The 20,144-nt window shown below is 43.9% G+C and carries 16 protein-coding genes and 1 pseudogene; 10 read left to right on the top strand and 7 right to left on the bottom strand.

Annotated features, from left to right (window positions below):
- Positions 1–26 precede the first annotated feature (26 nt).
- The 6 genes and pseudogenes from dnaN to ACE1OE_RS19955 all read left to right on the top strand — a co-directional run.
- On the top strand, positions 27–1,127 hold the full coding sequence (dnaN, locus tag ACE1OE_RS19980) for a DNA polymerase III subunit beta (protein ID WP_102470004.1): 1,101 nt from the start codon (positions 27–29) through the stop codon (positions 1,125–1,127).
- A gap of 158 nt (positions 1,128–1,285) precedes the next feature.
- Positions 1,286–2,608 carry a tyrosine-type recombinase/integrase gene (locus ACE1OE_RS19975; RefSeq protein ID WP_449212096.1) on the top strand — a complete coding sequence of 441 codons (1,323 nt, stop codon included), beginning with the start codon at positions 1,286–1,288 and terminating at the stop codon, positions 2,606–2,608.
- Positions 2,609–2,614: 6 nt separating this feature from the next.
- Positions 2,615–4,162 carry a site-specific integrase gene (locus ACE1OE_RS19970; protein ID WP_449212095.1) on the top strand — a complete coding sequence of 516 codons (1,548 nt, stop codon included), beginning with the start codon at positions 2,615–2,617 and terminating at the stop codon, positions 4,160–4,162.
- Positions 4,155–6,185: an integrase gene (locus tag ACE1OE_RS19965; RefSeq protein ID WP_449212094.1), complete on the top strand. Its 2,031-nt coding sequence runs from the start codon at positions 4,155–4,157 to the stop codon at positions 6,183–6,185. Before ACE1OE_RS19970 ends, ACE1OE_RS19965 begins: the two co-directional genes overlap by 8 nt.
- Position 6,186: 1 nt before the next feature.
- Entirely contained in the window at positions 6,187–6,615 is a 429-nt protein-coding gene (locus ACE1OE_RS19960) for a hypothetical protein (RefSeq protein WP_449212093.1), read from the top strand.
- Positions 6,616–7,106, top strand: a pseudogene (locus tag ACE1OE_RS19955) (site-specific integrase); the annotation flags it as partial.
- A 1,254-nt stretch (positions 7,107–8,360) separates the two neighbouring features.
- Here the strand turns inward: ACE1OE_RS19955 and ACE1OE_RS19950 are convergent.
- From ACE1OE_RS19950 to ACE1OE_RS19935, 4 genes are all read right to left on the bottom strand, one after another.
- Positions 8,361–9,092 (bottom strand): hypothetical protein, encoded by a 732-nt coding sequence (locus ACE1OE_RS19950; protein ID WP_449212092.1) that lies wholly within the window; start codon positions 9,090–9,092, stop codon positions 8,361–8,363.
- Between the two features lie 658 nt (positions 9,093–9,750).
- Positions 9,751–11,094, bottom strand: a complete 1,344-nt coding sequence (locus ACE1OE_RS19945; protein WP_449212091.1) for a DUF1214 domain-containing protein — start codon at positions 11,092–11,094, stop codon at positions 9,751–9,753.
- A 223-nt stretch (positions 11,095–11,317) separates the two neighbouring features.
- Positions 11,318–13,108, bottom strand: a complete 1,791-nt coding sequence (locus ACE1OE_RS19940) for an alkyl sulfatase dimerization domain-containing protein (protein WP_449212090.1) — start codon at positions 13,106–13,108, stop codon at positions 11,318–11,320.
- A gap of 177 nt (positions 13,109–13,285) precedes the next feature.
- Positions 13,286–14,245 carry a LysR family transcriptional regulator gene (locus ACE1OE_RS19935; protein ID WP_449212089.1) on the bottom strand — a complete coding sequence of 320 codons (960 nt, stop codon included), beginning with the start codon at positions 14,243–14,245 and terminating at the stop codon, positions 13,286–13,288.
- Between the two features lie 291 nt (positions 14,246–14,536).
- Here ACE1OE_RS19935 and ACE1OE_RS19930 point away from each other — a divergent pair, with 291 nt between their 5' ends.
- The 4 genes from ACE1OE_RS19930 (at position 14,537) to ACE1OE_RS19915 (ending at position 18,014) form a co-directional block, all read left to right on the top strand.
- The gene (locus ACE1OE_RS19930; protein ID WP_449212088.1) at positions 14,537–15,376 is read left to right on the top strand and encodes a hypothetical protein; all 840 of its coding nucleotides are present in this window, start codon (positions 14,537–14,539) and stop codon (positions 15,374–15,376) included.
- A gap of 86 nt (positions 15,377–15,462) precedes the next feature.
- A complete protein-coding gene (locus ACE1OE_RS19925) occupies positions 15,463–17,016 on the top strand; it encodes a DUF1214 domain-containing protein (RefSeq protein ID WP_449212087.1) in 1,554 nt (517 codons plus the stop codon).
- Between the two features lie 285 nt (positions 17,017–17,301).
- A complete protein-coding gene (locus ACE1OE_RS19920; protein WP_449212086.1) occupies positions 17,302–17,766 on the top strand; it encodes a hypothetical protein in 465 nt (154 codons plus the stop codon).
- A gap of 32 nt (positions 17,767–17,798) precedes the next feature.
- Entirely contained in the window at positions 17,799–18,014 is a 216-nt protein-coding gene (locus tag ACE1OE_RS19915) for a hypothetical protein (protein WP_449212085.1), read from the top strand.
- 91 nt (positions 18,015–18,105) lie between these two features.
- On the opposite strand, the gene ACE1OE_RS19910 is transcribed toward ACE1OE_RS19915, so the two are convergent.
- From ACE1OE_RS19910 to ACE1OE_RS19900, 3 genes are all read right to left on the bottom strand, one after another.
- Entirely contained in the window at positions 18,106–18,330 is a 225-nt protein-coding gene (locus ACE1OE_RS19910) for a hypothetical protein (protein WP_449212084.1), read from the bottom strand.
- A gap of 233 nt (positions 18,331–18,563) precedes the next feature.
- A complete protein-coding gene (locus ACE1OE_RS19905; protein ID WP_449212083.1) occupies positions 18,564–19,181 on the bottom strand; it encodes a LysE family translocator in 618 nt (205 codons plus the stop codon).
- Between the two features lie 92 nt (positions 19,182–19,273).
- The gene (locus tag ACE1OE_RS19900; protein ID WP_449212082.1) at positions 19,274–19,708 is read right to left on the bottom strand and encodes a GNAT family N-acetyltransferase; all 435 of its coding nucleotides are present in this window, start codon (positions 19,706–19,708) and stop codon (positions 19,274–19,276) included.
- Between the last annotated feature and the right edge of the window lie 436 nt (positions 19,709–20,144).

Here is a 20,144-nt window from a genome sequence, read left to right as displayed (position 1 = left end):
ATTGCCATCTTTACGAAGAGTTATCTATGAAATTTACTATCGAGCGTAACCACCTCCTCAAGCCCTTGCAGCAAGTCTCCGGTGCATTGGGTGGTAGACCCACTTTGCCTATTTTAGGTAACTTACTGCTAAAAGTCGCAGATGGCGTGCTTTCTATTACCGCCACCGACCTCGAAGTCGAGCTGATAAGCAAAGTAACGTTAGAAAGTGATTTTGAAGCAGGTAGCGTCACGGTTCCTTCTCGAAAGTTCCTTGATATCTGTCGTGGTCTTCCTGATGATGCAATGATTACGATTGTATTAGAAGGTGATCGCGTTCAATTACGTTCAGGACGCAGCCGTTTTTCATTGACGACATTGCCTGCGAGCGATTTTCCTAATATCGAAGACTGGCAGCAAGAAGTGGCGGTAACCGTTACTCAGGCTGAGCTTAAATCTTTGATTGAGAAAACACAGTTCTCAATGGCAAACCAAGATGTGCGCTATTATCTTAACGGTATGCTGTTTGAACTCGACGATACGACATTGCGTTCTGTCGCGACTGACGGTCACCGTATGGCCGTAGCGACCGTGGGTTTAGAGGGCAGTTTTGAAAATCAACAGATTATTGTTCCTCGTAAAGGCGTTCAAGAATTATCTAAGCTACTTGATGCTCCTGAACAACCCGTGACATTGCAAATTGGCAGTTCAAATATTAGAGCTGAAGTGAACAACTTTGTGTTCACATCGAAACTTGTCGATGGTCGATTCCCTGATTATCGTCGTGTTTTACCACAAAATACCGATAAGACACTCGAGGCTGATTGTAGCGAGTTGCGCCAAGCCTTCTCGCGTGCGGCTATTTTGTCGAACGAAAAGTTTAGAGGGGTTCGTGTCAATCTTGAAGGCGGTGAAATGCGAATTACCGCCAATAACCCTGAGCAAGAAGAAGCGGAAGAGGTGTTGGATGTTGAGTTTCAAGGCGATGCGCTTGAGATTGGTTTCAATGTCTCTTATGTATTAGATGTCCTAAATAGTCTTCGTTGTAATCAGATTCGTATTTCGATGTCGAACGCGAATGCGAGTGCTTTGATTGAGAACAGTGAAGATGAAAGCGCCATGTATGTGGTGATGCCAATCCGTCTCTAGCGAACACCAAACATTATTTTGTAAATTCTCAAACACAAGCCCATAATTTACATGGGCTTTTTTTGTTTTTCATGCTGAGAAGTGTAAAGTTTTTTTTGACTCATAGAGCTTATTTACTACCCTTATAAATGTAAAGTTTATAAAGTGGGAATCACGGTATGAGCGAGCTAGATCTTCAGGTCAAAACGAATGTGTTTCTGGATGGGGAAGAATACCCATTCCTGATTAATCGGGCGTCAGGTAAACCCACCTGGTATCCCACCCTGTTTGCCACTACCCAAGTGCGCAATGTCGCTAAGTCTGCCTCCACAATTAACCAAAACCTTCAAGCCATCCGGTTACTGCTGATGTGGGCGGATGCGCAGCGGCATCCTGTCGATCTCAAGCAACGTTTCCTGAAAAAAGAATGGCTGAACGAGGCCGAGCGCCACTCCCTATCTAACTTTCTGGCCACAAAGCGACCTCGAAACAAAGAGGTCGAAGAGGCTGACGACAACGTTGTCCCGATAAATAGAAGAAGCGAGGATGTCCGGCGCGGCAGGATAGCCAAAGTCAAATCTGTTTCGACCGAAACACTGGCTCAGCGATTGACCTATGTGGGTAACTACATAGGGTGGTTTGCAAAACATGTGCAGGAAGAAAGTGGGGAGCGGGTGTCAGCAAGCGATCTGAAGCAGATTGATCGCATGGTGAAATCTCTCAAGAAAATGCAAAAGCCCGCCAAAGGACGCAACCAGGAGAGAAAACGTCAGGGGTTAACTGAGGAGCAGCGTGTTGAGCTACTTGAAATCATCGAGGTTGGCCACCCCCGAAACCCATTCAGGCAAAAACGCCGGGTTAATAAGGAAGCACAAACAGGGCTGGAGATGCGTAACGAGCTGCTCATCTGGTTCGGTTATTACCTGGGCATGCGTGATGGCGAAATCCTTAGCGTCAAAATTAGCGATATTGATGGGGCGACCAAAACGATATTGGTGGCGCGACGCCCTGACGATCCTAATGACTCGCGTCAAAGAAAGGCAAAAACCAAAACCCATGACCGACGGTTACCGCTCAAATCGGTGTTTCTGGAGAAGATCTATGACTACATCACCCAGGTGAGGTCGAAGATTGGACCCGCAACACTGCATGATTTCTTGTTTGTGACTCACAAGCATGGCCCGTACTACGGTGAGCCACTGTCGATGGTCGCGGTAGAGAAAATGGTCAGACAGATCAGGGCGGCATCTCCGATCCTGAATAGCGATTTCACGATGCACGTTCTGCGGCATGACAGTAACGACCGCTTCTCCGAGACGATGGACGAGAAAGAAGTCCCTGCCGAAAAAGAGCAGAAAATGCGTTCTTACCACTATGGCTGGAAGCCAACCTCTAACACAGCGAAGGAATACACCAGACGGCATACCAGGAAGCAAGCTCACGAAGCATCCCTATTGATGCAGGAAAAACTGGAAAAAAGGAATAAAGGAATAAAGGAATAAAGAACGATGACCGATAAGACGATTCTCAGCAATCCCCGTCGTGCAGTTTCAAATGCTGGTTATGAGTTTGATGCCGATGGCTACAGATGGGTGCTATCCAGAAATACGAGTATAAGTGTTGAGTGGGTATACAAACGATTAACGCAACCCCTGAAAGAAGGCTATCTCAAAACCTTACGTTGGTATGCTGAGAATAAGTCTGATGCTCATACAAAAGCTGCAAATTATCAGTTTAGGAACTTTTGTCGTTTTAGTAAGGTTTCTTCAAAAATAACATCAAGCCAGATTCTAAATTATAGATCCAGCTTTAATGAAGAGCGGCGGTATCAAGTCGGCCGTTTTAGAACTCTGCTCAGGCACTGGGACGAATTGGGTCACCCTGGAATCCCCCAGGATGTTCTGGATTTAATGGATGAATGGAGAATAAAAGGCAACAGACAGGGCGAGGCTGTGGCAAACCGCTGTCCAATCTCTGGGCCGTTAACCCAATTCGAGTTGCAGAGTCTGTATGACGGTGCTGTTGATGCCTATGCTGCCAGCACCATTTCTCTGACTGAGTACCTATTGATCCGACTAATTGTAGCAACAGGACGCCGGCCGGCTCAGATTTCAGATCTTAAAGCGTGTGATTTTCAAAAGGTCTCCAGTAACGATGGCAAAAGCCATCAGTATTTTCTCAGTATCCCTCGTCGCAAGCAGCGTGGTATAGCGTGGCGTGGCAAGTTCAGGTGGTTCGCCATCACCCATGAGTTGGGATGTCTGATTGAGCAGCATATTCACAGCACGACTGCGGATTTCCTGAAAGCGACAGGTGGCGGGATTGGCTTCGACGCTGAAAAATTAGTCCCTCTTTTCCCTCGGTGGGATTACACAGCAAAAGAGTCCGCCGTGATTGTTACAGATTTACTGTCTACGGAGTATTACCACCTACCTAGTACTGAGGTTAGCAGGCGGTTTTCGAATGCTGCGAACAGCAAGGTACAAGCGTACTCTGAACGTACCAAGTCCCGCCTCAAGGTCACGCCACTGAGGTTGCGCAGGACTAAGGGAACATCCGCTGCCAGAGAGGGGTATGGTGTTTTGGCCATTGCCGAAATCCTGGATCACAGCGATGCTTCACATGCGCACATCTATACCGAAAACGGTCCGGAGACGGCTGCCAAGATCGACAAGAAAATCGCCGCACAGCTTGCTCCCTATGCTCAGGCATTCACTGGCAATATTGTCAAAGATGCGTCCGAAGCCCCGCGAGGCGATGATCCAGGTAGTGTGGTTCGCACCAGTTCTACACCAGTGGGCAATTGCGGAAAGTTTGGTTACTGCGGTGCTTATGCTCCCATTGCCTGCTATACCTGCCAGCGCTTCAACCCCTGGTTGTATGCCCCCCATCAAGAAGTACTAGATAGCTTGTTGAAAGACAGGGAAAAGGTGCTTCTGGATACCGGTGATGAGACCATCGCCTCCGCTAACGATAGAACCATTCTCGCGGTAACGCGGGTCATCCAGCTTTGTGAAGAGAAGAAGCAGAGTATGGAGGAGGCCGATAATGACTAAAGTCGTCAGTTTTATACCGCGTGATGAATGGGATGCCAGCCAGGCACTGAAAGCTTTCATTGATTTGGCCAAAAACGAACTAACAGTATTTGGTGATGACTTGGACTGGGATTCTAACTACTGGGAGGCCGCTGGTGTTAAGTTCGGTAAGCTTGGAGAGCGAACGGCAGGCAGACGCCAGCCCCGCACGCCTCTGTCTTCTCCCTATCTCGACTTTGCTAAGGCCTATCTGCGTTACGACCAAGCACAGAATCCTACAACAAACAAGAAAATGCAGGGTGTTAGGGCACTTGAGGCTGCATTAGTAGAGAGTAATGGCGTTGCTGATCTTAAGGATGTCACTCATACGACGTTTGATGACGCCCAGCAAAAATGCGTGGAGCTGTTGAGCAAAGATACGGCTGCACATGCAGGATATGAGCTACAAAGGTTGGCTGTGTTTTTAACCCAATATAAGCTCACCCCTTCACCGCTGGACTGGAAAACCAGTTTGAAAAAAGGGTCGTCCAAGGTTCGTACAGGCAAAAAAGCCCGGGAGACTGCCGACAAAAAAATGCCGAATACAGATGCGCTGGACGCTATGGGCGAGATCTTCTCCAAGGATTTGACTTACCCACGGGACATCCTGACTTCCTCGATAATGGCAATGCTAATGTGCGCCCCCTCGCGAATTAATGAAATCCTCAATTTGCCTGTTGATTGTGAAGTCGAGGAACCCGATGCCGATGGTGTTATGCAATATGGCTGGCGCTTCCGTGCCTTGAAAGGCGGGAATGATGAAATTAAGTGGATACCTGCCACGATGGTTGAGGTCGCCAAAAAAGCGGTATCGCGGCTCAAGACACTGGGCAAAAAAGCCCGAGAGTTGGCAGCATTCTACGAGAGCAATGACACCGATTTTTACAGGTTTGACGGTTGTCCGCAGGTTGAACAGGATGCCGAGTTAACTTGGGAGCAGGCGGCCAAAGCCCTCGGCGCGGTTTGGAGTGATGACAATGCAAATTACCGCCGCAATCCGGAAACATACTGTAGGAACCTTATGGTTCAGAAAGGCGTGGATTGCTCTAAGCCTGCCACATTGCGTTCGCTTCGCCAGTTTATTAACGAGAAACAGATGCCTAGAGGCTTTCCCGTACACAATGATGTATGGGGGATTAACTACTCGCAAGCTTTGTTCTGTTTCTTCTTCTATCAGTTTAAAGCCAATGCAGCAACTCAACCTATGCGTCTGGGGGCGCCTGTTTCACGCCAACAGTTCAACCATGACATTGTTTCCGATGCAGGGAATGACCACTGCATCTTTACTAGGCATGGTTCGATTGGTGCTGCTGGGCAGAATATTAAGCTTACCAGTCACCAGATGCGCCACTTGTTAAATACCATGGCGCAGCGCGGAGGACTGAGTCAGTACGATACTGCACGTTGGTCTGGCCGGGCGAACATTCACCAAAATAACGACTATGACCACATGGATGAGTGGGAGTTTGTCGGGATGCTCAAGTCGGTAGGTGATGGACGATTGTCGTTGTTTGGCCCTGACAAAGAGATAGCCATGAAGTTGCCAATGACGATACAAGAGTTCAACTCCCTGGTGATCCCCACCGCGCACATAACCGAGCTAGGCTTTTGCGTGCTGGACTGGACGATGCAGCCGTGCCAGAAGTTTCGTGATTGTATCAATTGTACTGATCACGTTTGCATTAAAGGAGACAAGCGCAAGGTGCGAATGGCAGAGGTGTATAAGGAAACGAAAAAGCAATTGGCACAGGCCGAGAAAGCCATTTCCGACGGTGCGTTTGGAGCGGATCGCCACTACGAACACTTGGTCGTGTCTGAAGCCAGACTGCGTGAGTTGTTGGGTATCGTGAACAACCCCACTATCGATGATGGCGCCGTGGTTAGGCTTTATAACCCCCAAGAATACAGTCCTCTGAAGAACGCGACTCAGGCCAGACTTAATCGTCCCGCCAACAAGCATGAGGAAGAGATGTTGTCAGACCTAATGAACTTGTTTGGAGATTAATATGGCCCAGCACTACACCGATAAAGAGATTGATATCGTCGTTGGCCTACTCGATGGTTGGGAGGGCAAGTTGAGTTGGAGTTTACTTTGCGAGCAGGCGCAAATAGCCCTCAACCGGGAGGTCGTTACCCGTCAAACCCTGAGTTCTTTTCCCAGAGTAAAAGATGCATTTGCAGATATGAAAGGCCGGGGCCTAGGATCCGGGAAATGGCAACCGAAGAACGGCCCAAGACCCCAATCATTGGAGAAGGCCACTAAGACCATCATCAGATTAACTGACGAAAATGAGCGACTTAAGCGTGAAGCCAGGGCGTTGCTTGAGCAGTTCGCTGTGTGGCAATACAACGCTTTTCGCTTGAGGATAAGTGGAGCCGAGTTAAATAAGCCACTACCTGCAATCGACAGAGAAACAACAAGGGACGAGGACTAGCATGACTACCTGTTTATTGGCTTAAAAACAGGTTCACGACTATCCGCTGACTCATGGACAACGTACATAAACTCATGGAAAAAAGAGCTTGGTATCGAGGGTGAGTTGCACCCACATTTGTGGAGGCATGCATTCATAACAGATAAGCTTAAAGAGCTTATCCTTGCCACTAAAGAAGTGAATGATAAGGACGACTACTTCACTCACAAACGTTTAAAATGCAGCTTCAGCAGTGGACAGGTCATACAAACCTCAGTTCTTTAGATACTTATATTGACCTCGCATTTGCAGACACTCACGGCTACACAGAGGTTTATAATGCAGTATCTCTAAGGTCGAGTGTTGACTTGGCAAGGTGTCAGATTGAGTTGTTAGAAGAACAGATAGCAAGGAAGGAGTTAACACCTACCGCAGCGCTCGGAGAGATAAAGAAGCTATTGGGAGCTTTTCAAACTGATATAGATAAAAGCATAGTACCTTCGTCACAGTAAAAGCTACAACCGCAATAGCGAGCGCTATCGGGTATGTCAGAGGCTCTCAAACTAGAAACCAAATGACGATGTATCACTAGCAGGTTTGGTAGATTGCTACTTATGACAATTTGAGAAACGTCTCTGGACAGAAATGCTCTACATCCCTTCATTTCTAACATGCCCCCTATAGCCGTCATCTTCACGAAAGTGAGGATCTCCTACCGCGTGTAGGTGACTGAAAATTGGCGACTAAGTCACGTAACTCGGCTGCAGGACGCGCTGAATGAGTTCCCCTTTTTCAGGGGATGACTGTAATTTTTGGGGATGCTGTGAACACGAAAATGGGCATATCTGGCGCTTCGGTGACCTACCCAGTCAGCACAGTTCAGGGCTGAAATGAGTCTACGACGCTTTTTTGTACACACACAAACAGTGTGGTGCGGCTGAATGAAACTATATTATTCATTAATGCTCAAAATGTGAAATCGCAGATTCACAAAAGCTACCGACTTTGTTCTGTTATTGGCAACGCGAGTATCTCGAAGTAAATTCTGAGTTTCTGAGTTTCTGAGGTGTTAAGATAATTTTCTAATATAATCAATATCTTATTCAAACTACTATCTTGTGGTGGTTGAGTGAACTGCTTTTAGTAGACAAAGCTCTTATTCAATATTGTTTAGCTATATTTGGCTAAACTGCTCGCTTCGCAGGCAGCCCCTACCAGAAAGGAGGGGATCTCGTGTTTGATAGCTGTGCTGTTTGCACATAGCGCTTCACCACGAACTGGTTGTCGTAGTGCTGACATCGTCTAACTGTTGGGTATCTTTGAGTTATAGATTTACATAAAAACGGCGCAGAGATACTAATTTACGCCAGCTGCGCCCAAAATGTGTATACACAAAAACGGCGCAGGACTACGATTGCAAAGCCACTGCGCCGAAAATATGTACTATTAACCACTTTACTTATCAGTTAAAAGCCACGGTAGTCATAATAAGCAGTGTGGTAAGAGATGAGCCAACAGGGATAGGTTTCTTACATGTCGCAAGCGCGCTTAGGGGCAGGATCTACATCATAGATGCTACGTTATAGATGCCATTCTGGATCGGGATGGCACGTCTCTGGACAAAAGTGTTTCAGGGATTTTGCTAAATTAGCGAAATACGGATTAGCTTATGGTATCGCAAAACATGTCGCTATGCCTATATATGGTATGTCAAATCAACCTTGCCTAAAGAAAGTTAAGTGTCTAGAGATTCTAGGCACTATTGTTTATAAGTATTCATTTGCTATAGCTTGCCAATTCTTTTCGCCAATAATTGTAGAAACAGTGTTAGTGAATTCCTTGGTAAGTGCAAAATGCTCACCACTTATTGACAGCAGAACAAATTCATCAAGTTGATGACCTTTTTGTTGCAATGCTAAATCGACCGACAACCAAAACGCCACGGGTTTAGTATAAAAAAGCACCATATTATGCTGCTCATTTTTGTTAACAAAAGCTTCATTTGCCGCCATTAATCCGGTTTTAGCAAAAGGTAAGTGAGTTGAAAGCTGTTGCCATTGAGCAACTGCGTCAAATGGTTCAGTCTTAGAAAGTTGCTTTACTTGCATCTGGTTAAACGACTTCTGCGCGTAATACTCCGCCAAGCCTTCACTGATCCACAAGTGGTTGATACGCGTATCTAATCCATGAATTGTTTCATGAGCCAGAATTTTCAGCATATACGGGTAAGTTTTATTACTTACCGTACCGTCTAATAATGGTACGTTTACTGTGATCGATTCAAATCCAGCTGCTCCACTAACATTACCTTGGCTCATTTCTCGTCCATAGAGAGTCATTGTCCAATCGAGATTGGCATCTTGATTAAATACGTCAAACAAATACCTCAATTGTGCTTCAAATGTTGGCAGCCAAAGTTCACGCTGATCAAGTATTATAGGGGTATCACTTTGAAGTAAAAATGAAGATCCATTAACGTCAATTTTTGTTCTTCGCATTCCCCAACTAGTTAAACTTGGTGCTTGAGTTGTAGGTAATCCCCCCTACAATTAACCCCATGCAAAAGTAGAATTTTCTCGTTTAGTTAACACAGGAGGTTCAGCATGAAAAATCACGTTACCAATCCCATTATATTTTTGGTCTTTTACTTACTGTGCTAAAACACTTAGCTTTAGGAAGGGGTCGCAGTTATTAATGGTCTAATGACAAGAGTTATGGCGACAAGATTTGTGTTTTAGTCAAACAAAAGTGATCAATCAATTATTGTGGTTGGTATTACTAAATGGGCCTACCGCAACAAAATGCATATATAGGACGGTTCAATCGCACGATGAGGTTCGGCTTAGTGAGTAAGTGTTTGTTCAATACTCTTTAAGAGAAGCAAGAGTGGACGACTCAAGGGTTATGTTTCTAAAATCCTCAATGACCAAACTTGGAAAAAGAGGTTCCCCACAACTAAAACAGCAGCATGAATTCTACGAATAAATTCAGCTATTAATGGAATGATTTCACATATGGACCGGCTTTTAAGAAGCGAATGATTGATTTTCCCTTCCTTGAAAAGCCATCACAAAACATCCCAAATACCGAAAAATCAAGGCTGATGGTGATGGCTTAAACCAATCTTAGATTAATTAAACATTAAATTAGAAGCTATTAGTCGACTATCTCAACATCGTTTAATTGCCATTCTTTAGTAAATACAGTGTTTTCGGCACCGTAGAATCTAAACAATATGTAGAACTGCTCACCAGCTTTGGTAGGTACCCAGTTATTTTCCATACCTTTTGGTGCTTTTGGTCCCATGTATAGGTCCACAGTACCATCATCATTAACTTTCATACCTTTTTCGATAGAGCTTACACCCGCTTTAGGCATATCACGAATGAAAGCAGCCGTTTTTAAGTTGTACGCTGTTAATGCCCAGAAACGCTTAGCGGGTACATCCGCTGGCACTGTCATCTTATTAGTTTTTCTACCATCGAACCAATTTCCATTTTTGTCCTGAGCAACATCAAGGTAGAAACTACCGGGTCCGTAGTGCTTGATACTGCTGAAAATGGCATAGTATAAGCTGCCACGACGATCGTAATCTAGGTGACTTGCATACTCAAAATCAAAGTGGTGTGAACCAAATGTTGGCGGTAACAAAGAACCCCATTGTTTACCTTCGTAAAATGGCGGAATCATGCCAGGGTAATGATAAGTAGTCACCATGTACTCATGTGCTGATTTTGCAGCATGTGTTAATATTTCGTCACAACGAGGGGTTGTTTTGTATTCTTGTCCCTTAGTGATGCCCATCGCTTCAAGCATGCCCATCATTGCAAGGTCTATATCTTCTAAGAATTCATCTGCTAAAATCGTATGCATTTTCTTATAAAGATCAGCATCAAACTGAACAATACCATTTACATCTTTCCCTGCAACATCAAGGTGACGAGAAGGTGTTGGTTTTTCTGTTTGACTATATGGGTAAACATGTACCTGTTTAACTAAGTCAGTTGCTTGTTGGATCGATTTTTCGCTAAGATCGCTCACTAATGGGCGCATCAACGTAAAACCTTTATTGGATTTTTGATAAAACACTTGATAACCCTCATGAGGAATATAACCGGTATACCCCGGAGGTACCATTAAGTATTTACCACCTCGCCCGCCATCAGCACCACGTACACCGTATTCTTCAATGGGGCGATGCCAAGAATCCATTAATGTACCGTATAACGCCAAACCGTTATCTGCCGTAGGAGGAATATCTACAACAACTGGCCCGTCTGCTAAATCCCAAAAGAAAAATACATACGGTGTTGTATCATTCGGTGTTGGTAATGCACGTTTCCAATCTTGCATTGTCGAATGGTAAGCGATATCACCATTGTATTCTAAGCCAACCGCTTTATTTAATGCATCGTACATCGCTTCAAAATTCATTAAAGGCTGAGCCCAAATAGCAACTTCTGTTGCTTTACGGTGTAGCGACTCTTCTGTGATATTCATATCAGCAGGTTTTTCATAGGGAGCATAAATTTCGAGTTTTGGCAGTGCTTGCTCAGCTTAAGCCGATAGCGAAGCACCAAGTAGAGCAACACCTAGTAGCTTAGATAATTTATTTTTTAACATATTGCTTCCTCATAAAAATTTAATATATGAAAACCTAGGCTTAAACAAATACGCTTAAGTCTAGGCAGAGATAGTTTCAATTGTAGTTGTTTAAGAGTGTTTAGCGAATAACAACGCGATTTGCTGATACTTTCTCGTCGAAATAACCCCAAAACTCGTTATAGGTATCGATATCACCCTTGGAGATCTTCACCTTTCCAGCTTTGAATGATGTTTCGAAGTCCACTTCATCAGCTGCAATTTCGTTGAACGCATTGCGACTAAGCTCAACGGTCAAGTCAGCATTGGTGCTGGCGCCATTATAATCAATGAGAACACCATTTCGTAATTCAAGAGTCACGTCTTGGTTTTGCTCATCAGTAATCTTATACGTTAAGGTAATATGACGGTTTTCTGCTTTTTCAGAGTTCACGCTGTAGCGATAATTTTTAAAGAAATCTTGCACCGCTACATTGCGTGGATCGATTTTTATCAACCATTCTGTCGCTTTTGCAACGTCTGCAATATCAAGTGAACCATCAAGCTCTTTAGCTGAGGTTAAGAACCAAGAGCGCCATGTTGTATTGACTTCTGCATACCCTAGTTTACGAAAAGACTCTGCTTTAAGCTTGCGAGCGTCCATATCTTGATGGTCAACTCGGATCAAGTAGGTTAGTAGCTCTGCTGCAAACTGCGGGTCATTGTCGTTAAACGATTTTTGCGCTTCTGCTAATACTTTATCGCGGCCGCCCATTAAATCGATGTGCCGTTGGGCCAATTCAACTGGCGCTGTGGGCTTGTATTCAATTGGGTCACCTTGGAAGTAACCGACATAACCGGTATACATTTGTGGTGCAATGTGTGCCAGGGTTCCGTAAAGTTCCTGCGAGTAAGGTTTGTTTTCAAACCAATCCGGCAAAGCTTGAAATTGCTCTTTGAGTTCGTTCTGAGTATAGCCTTTGTTGATGTAACGCAGCGACTGATCATGGATCCACTGCACCATATCACGGTATAAAGTAACGGTTTTGGTGATTTCTTTTTCACCTTCAATCGGCACTAAGTGTGTACCCAGCAAGTGGTCTACATCTAGATTTAGAACCGCATCCATCGCACGAACATAACCATTGGCATCACGGAATTTAGCACCGCGCAATGTGTATAGATTAGGGATAGATGGGAACATTTCATCCGCAACAACCGCTATTTTGCTCTCGGGTAGATAAAGTCCAAACTCAGAAGCCGCTTCTCCACCGGTTAAAAATGCGCGCATTTTTACACCATCAATTTCAACATCAGTATCGGTTGAGAAAGTGTGCGTCGGTGGAATGTAACCCGATTGACCGCCATATTTAGGGCCACAACAGCCGTGATGGTGGTCATCTTCTTTGGGCAGTAAGGCACCAATATAGTAACTTAAACGTGTTGCTTGGCTTGGTCCGGTTGCTCCAAACTCGTGGTCTTTACCGTGCTCAAAATTATCCCAGGCATAGATTTTTACTTTGCCCGATTTTACATCTTCAAGGCTAACCATCGCATCAGTACCGTTATAATGGTCTGGGTGATGGTGTGAATAAAATATAGTGTGGATAGGTTTATCTGAAATCTTGCGAATTTCTTTTAGGAAGGCCTTTCCGTTTTCGCGAGATATACCTGTATCGTATACAATAAGGCCCGTTTCACCTTCAATTAGGATCGTGTTCGCAGCCCAGTTATCGGTATTATTGATTGACCAAACCTTGTTATCACCAATTTTATAAACTTTGGGTTCGAAATACTTTTTGTGTTCAACAAACTCTTGAGGGAACGATCGTTGAACTTGTTCTTGCGCTGACGCGCTTGCAATTGATCCGCCTAAAATGCTCGCTATCGCGCAGCTCAGTGCAAAAGTTTTGGCCAATTTTTTAACTGTCATTGCTTACTCCGTCTCTATAATTGAAGAGGTAAAGTTATCTTTATTTCTAAACTTTATGTCTATCTGGAGTAAATTATAGGGTGGAGCGGGGTTGTTTTACTACGACTTAAAATGTATACGAGTTATGCCAAAAACGTTATAAATAAAAGTGGGCTAGATTTTATAGATGAGGTTTCTCTACCAACTATCGTGCTTCAGTAAATCTTCTATGGTTGATGTTAGCCACTTAAACACCGAACTATTCCGATTAAGGTAGTGGGTATAAACGTCAATTTCTTTGGTAGATCCCGATATCTTCGACAATATGTTGTCTGAAAGCGCAACCTTGTTCAGGTTTTGGGTGCGTTTTTGATCAATGAAAAAGGAAGTTGGGAATAGTGCATTGGTTTTTTCTGTGACATCGAGTAAGGAGCTTATCGACTCGGTTCTAAACGGAGAGGCAACATTTACTTGATTCTGATTCGCCAGCTTGGTGATGTGGGATAGTTCTTCGTTCCAGCTTGGTACAATCGCAGTGACCATTGGGTATCTCTCAAAATCAGTCATTTCGACGACTTTCCCTTCTAGGGGGTGACCTTGACGAACCAAAATTTGGAAAACATCAAAGGCAACCTGTTTTCTGGTTAGTTCTTTTGGAAAGTCATTTAGGTTGTAATTGATACCTAAATCAATTTCATTATTTACAAGTTTTTCTAGTGTTGAAGGACCCCAGGTTTCAATACTTAAGGTGATATTTGGCGCAAGCGTTAAAAGCTCTAAATAGAGTCTTGCAGGGAAGGAAATATTTAGAAAGCTGTTAATTGCAATTTTGAAATGGGCTTTATATTCGGTGGGGTTAAATTCATCAAACTCATTAAAAAGGGTCGATAAGTCGTTCATAATTGCAGGTAATCTCTCCCCCAACAATTCGCCTTTCTCGGTTGCTCTTAAACCATGGCGAGTTCGAACAAATAACTCGTCATCAAAAAAATCCCTTAAACGGGATAAGGCTCGGCTAACTGCGGGCTGAGTCATATTGAGTCGTTTGGCTGCTGTGATTGTCTTTTTCTCTTCAATAAGAACTTTAAATACTTTAAGTAAATTAAGGTCAAGTTGAGCTAAGGAGCGTTGCTGCTGCTTGCTTTTGTTAATTCCCATTGCCTCGTTCCCCTAAACCTTAGTTCTTGTAAAATCAAAATATAACAACTTTCGCTCTTAGCCCTAGCAGCATTTCGGCTTTGCTTAAACGCAACAAAAGTTGATGCTTAGCTTGATGTTCCGTACAAACGGTAAATAACGAAGCCTAATGTAAATTTCAAAAAAAGCTAATCTAAATTAAAACAAGTCATGCTATAGTTCTACTTGGATTAAGCATTTCACTATTTGTAACCAGATAGTTGCGTTTTCACCCCATCTATCTGAATTTATAGCATAAAAAAGGACGTTATTATGCAAAAAAAGTCACTACTCTCTGCTACGTCTGGTATAGCTATTGGCTTAGCCTTTAGCTCGTTACTGTCATTTTCAGCGACTGCCGATGACGGTGGGGATCTTCGATCTGCGGTACAAAACCCTATCAGCTCATTGATCAGCTTGCCTTTCAAGTTCAATTTTGATTCTGGTGCTCAAAATGGCGATGGTTACTACGTGAATATTCAACCTGTTATTCCGGTTGATATTGGTGAGTGGACTATTGTTAATCGTTTGATTGTACCGATCGGCGGAGTTGATGGCCCTTACCCAAATTCAAACAATCCAAGCCCTGGTATTGGAGATAGCAAAGGCGCAAGTGGCTTAGGCGATATAAACTATTCGGCCTTTTTGTCTCCAAATGAAGTGGGAAGTCTCATCTGGGGCGCAGGCCTATCTCTAGGTATGCCAACTGCCTCTGATGAACAACTTGGCGGCGGTCAATGGAGCGCAGGCCCAACAGCGGTCATACTTACGCAACCTAAATGGGGTTCTATGGGCTTGCTGGGTCGCCATCTTTGGTCTTTTTCTGGGGATAATAATCGAGCAGATGTAAACCAGACCTTATTAGAACCCTTTTTGAACTATAACTTAGATGATGGTTGGTTCTTAATCTCAGACATGATCCTGACCGCAAATTGGGAAGCGGATAGTTCGAATACTTGGACTGTACCTCTTGGTGGTGGTGTCGGACGAGTTTTCAAAATTGGAGAGCAGCCGATTAACTCGCGTATTGAAGCCTATTACAACGTTGTACAACCCGTTGGTGCTCCAAAATGGAACTTAGCCTGGACCATCCAATTTTTATTCCCTAAGTAAACAGCGGCGTTTTAGGGCAAACAGTGTTTTTAGACGGGCTTAAAAGTGCCTGTTCATAATATGCAATACAAACGGAGATAGTTTGAATGGAAAAATTTACTTCTTTTGTTGGTGCAATCGCACTAACTTCAATATTAAGCGCTAGTGCGTTTGCTGTTGACGACGATGGTGTTTTGCAAAGTGAAGAAGATTTTGCAAAACTTATGGCAACAACAGGAACCGTGAATACTTTTTTCGGTGATTTCGAATTAGATCATAGCTTTCCAGCCGAAGGGGAAGGCGATCGTATCTATGATATTATCGACCATCAACGTGCTTCTCAGCTTTATTTGTGGGGTTTACCTCTCGTTGCTATGCAGCGTTGGCACGAAGGCTATGCCAAACAGTTAAAAGACTATGATTACAATACGATAGTCCACGCCAGTACCTATAACGAACGCCGCGGAATTTTAACTCCGAATGAAACCGTTGAGTATTTTTGGGGCTTTACCAATACCCGCCATGAAGCGTCTGTTCTAACTGTCCCCAAAGGTATAGCTGTAGGTATGATTGCCGATATGTGGTACCAAGGGCCGAGTGATTTAGGAATTTTTGGGCCAAATAATGGTGAAGGTGGAACCTTTGTTATTGTAGGGCCAAATACACCTAAAGATACCATCCCATTCCCTACTGACGACCAACGCGTAGTTAATGTTGATACCGACCAAGCATTTGTTTTAGCACGCCTGATTGGAGAGCCCGACGAAGTTACAGCACTCAGTAAACAATTGATGTTTTATAATGCTGGTAGCGAAGCTCAAAATAAAATTGTCTCAGGCGAAGATAAATTTGTTCCCAACTTTCAACCCAGAGGGCTCGATTATTGGAAACTACTTCACCTCGCAATAAACAAAGAAACCGTTCGTGAAGTTGATCGCCACTTTATGTACTGGCTTAAAACTTTAGGCATCGAAAAAGGCAAACCATTTAACCCAACCGAGAAGCAGAAAGAGGCGTTAATCGATGGCGCTAAGATGGGCGAGCTTATGGCAAAAGCCTTCGTTTATGATGAACGCATAGAAGGTGTTTTACGCCAAAATGATTGGCGCATGGTATTGGGTGGCCCTTGGGGAGAAGGGATTAAATACGATCAAAGTGTGGGGCATTACGAAACCTTCGATCCTCGAGCACGTTATGCTTATGAGGCCTGTGTGACCTCACCTGCAATGACCATTCCTTATACGGGTAAAGCGCAAGCCTATATTGTCAAATTTAAAGATGATGACGGGAACCGCATGAAGGGTAGCAATAATTATATTGTTGATATTGCTCCTAACCCACCAGCTGAACTTTTCTGGTCAATCGTCGTTTACGATGCAGATACCCGAACCATTTTGGATAACCGCAAAGTGACCGAAGGTGGTAAAGCAACCGTTGGTAGTCGAACCCCTGGACTGCGTAAAAATGCAGACGGCTCCATTACTATGCTGGTTGGCCCAGATGCTCCGCCAAAAGGTTGGGAAGCAAATCATGTGCGTAGCCTTCCAAATCGTGGTTGGTTCCCCTACTTTCGTGGTTTTGGCGCAGGTCCCGGCTTCTTTAACGATGAATACAAACTTCCAATTGTTACGCAAGTCGAAGACTTTAGTAACGTGAAATAGTCATATTTCTTAACACAACACGGGCTCTTTTAACCTCTTGGTAAAAGGGCTCGTGTTCCTTTACATTAATTAGCTAGCAGCGGCATTTTTGATTAAATACCCACATTTTTAGAAACTAGGCCAACGAAATACAAATCTACTGAGTTAATCAAAGGAATGATATTAAACATGATTTATAGCCAGATAAAAATCGTGACCTCAGCTCACCGCTTGCCAACCCTTTTAAGTATGTTATTCGTTAATTGCCTTCTGAGTAGTTTTGCTTTAGCAGACAATGCGGCTGAAATGGCCAAAAAAATCCAAGATCCACTTGCTGATCTCGCCGCACTTCAAGTCGACTTCAATGCCAAATTTAACGTCGGTGAAAACAAAGACACCAGTTACTCCGCTATCATTCAACCGCTTTATACCATCGATACAGAGAACTACAATCTCGTAACAAGACAACTTATCCCAGCACTCTACGTCCCAGAAGTTACTGACGGCAATACTAACTATTCTTTTGAGTTAGGCGACATTGTAAGTTCAGCATTTATTTCACCAAAAACTGACAGTGATTGGAAATGGGGCCTTGGCCCTCAAGTATCGTTAAAAACGAGAACCAACGACCAATTAGCCGCAGGAGCAGGTTGGGGAGGAGGGGTGACTTCGGTAGCAACAGGTGCAGCCGGGGCTTGGTCTTTTGCCACATTTTTAAGTCATTTGTGGATTTTGAAGGTCAGTACAGTACAACTACTTTTCAACCTCTAGTCTTTTTCAATATCGATTCAATGCCAGGTGTTATGTTGAGTTATCAAGGTGAAATCACCTACGATTGGAAGACAGGTGGTGAAGACGGATTGCGTTTACCACTGGGACTTCAAACCGGAAAAATGTTCGATTTAGGCGGAGGCTGGGGAGTTCAGTTCGACTTTGGTGGCTATATTGCGCCTCAATCAGATGCAAACCAACCCATAGACTGGGAGCTCAAAGCCACAACTTTTCTTGTCATCCCGTAAGGTGTCGAGCAAAGGCTGAAAAGTCCAGGTATGGAAAAGTCTCCTAGCTTGGTCTCCAGTATTGATGGTAGAGGTCAGTATGAGCAGCTTACTAACAGTCTTCAGTAGCAATTAAGACCCTTGGTAATTCACCTTCCACTTCAGCTCTTTCATATTGGATATGACATAGAAAACTCTGGTCATGCTCACCATAATCTGCAAAATAAATTCTGGTATTCCAGTTGCGTGATATATTCAGATCATCTTCTAAAACCCATTCCGTATCATCATCAAAGCCTTGAACGAACTCTTCTAGTGTTGATGTATTAGACCACATGTAACCAAACGTTATCTTAGTACCGGGGTAACCAATTTCTTCACCATCGAGTTACGTTGTTAGATCAAAAACAGGCGGCTCGGATTAGATTGAGTACGGCTGGATCGGAGTTAACGCCCAATTAAGTAGCTGACAACGCTACCAGTACTCTCAAACTTACCACCTAAATCACTGAAGCTAAACCGAGCTAAAAATGCCAAGCGTTGACAGTTTGCTTAAATTGCTTGTTAGTTTCATTGCTGGCGGCTTAGTAACAAGCTTGCTCCAGACATAGCTAAAAAAGTTGCACAGCCTCTATTGAAGCGCTTTGCCATTTTCGGCTTCGTGAACCACTGCCTTAAATATATTCCGAATATGGAATAAATTGATATTGCACCTATTTCTAGTATTAGGAACGTAGCGCCTAAAACGAAGAACTGTTCATTTACACGAGCCGAAACATCAACGAACTGTGGGAGAAAGGCTGTAAATATTAAGATTGCCTTTGGATTACCAGCAGCTAACAAAAACTCTTGCTTAGCTAAACCTAGCCGGTTATGAGTGCTTTCTAATTCAGCGACTGGGCTTGACACCGAACGCCAAAGATTCAAGGCAATCCACAACAAGTACGCCGCCCCCACAACTTTAATGACTAGAAATAGAGTCTCAGATGCGTAGAGAACGACAGCTAAGCCTGAAGCTGCCAAAGCAATCATTACAGAGAATGCAGCTATTCGACCCAAACCAGCAATGAAAGCAGACTTAAAGTCGTAACAACGAGCATTATTCATAGACAATAGGTTGTTTGGACCAGGAGTCATATTGAGCGCAAAGCACGCTGGTATAAAGAACAATAATTTCCAGATTTCCACAATATTTCCTCCATGAAAACTAACGCCGCCATAAAAGGCGAGCAACTTGTTGCGAGTCCAGCGCGTGATACGCGCGATTTTTGATGGCCTTGTTAGCTGACGCCATTGAATTGATAATAAATATCAAATTCATCTTCCTGCGTTTTAACGAAGCCCTGCTTTGTATAGAAATCATTTGACCTGCTACCACGCAGTGCGCCCAAGCTAATAGGCTTGCTTAGGCCTTGAGCAATTGATTTTATATGATTGATCACCTCGGCACCAAACCTCAGACCTTGATGCTTTGGAAGTATATAGAGGTGATTGATGTAAATGCAGTCATCATTGTAGGAAACGGCGTAAAACCCTAGCACAGCGCCCTCTAGAGAGATTTTATAGGTATTACTAGGCTCAAAATTGTCGAGAAATCTATTGCGCACGCGGTTTTCATCGAACCGACCAAGTTCAAGTAGACTGGGCTTCATCGAAATCGCTCTGATCTCGGCTAAGCTTTCACCTTCATCCAGCTTGGCCTGAATAAACTCCATTTATCGGATTCCTGTACAGCTAACGCTAAGTAGGCCGCACGTGCGGCCTATCCCATTCAATGAGCGCGCGTCCTATCACAAAAAACATGATCTTCATCACGTTCACTCGTCGATTTATGATTTGATATTAACCCATTGTCTACCTTAGTTTTTTACACGGAATCAATCAATCGTCGATCCAAAGCTTTTATTGATTGCTTTGACAAATGACGCAAACGAAACCGGAAATACTGTGTAAATACACAGTTAGAAAGTGCGCAAACCAAGAAAGCAAAACTAATTCCAAAATTCGCTCGTTATCAACTAGCAAAGTCGAGAAGCAAAACCATTAGTTTTGGGGCTCTTCTCCGCTTTGTTGAGTCTGAGAGCAACAACGACTCACTCTACTATACTGACCAGTAACCTTTTTTAGTCAGCATGGATGGTTCCTATTTTG

Source organism: Vibrio sp. E150_011, from assembly GCF_053544015.1.
Note: the sequence above shows the minus strand (reverse complement) of the source record. Positions and strands in the feature narration are given on the sequence as shown.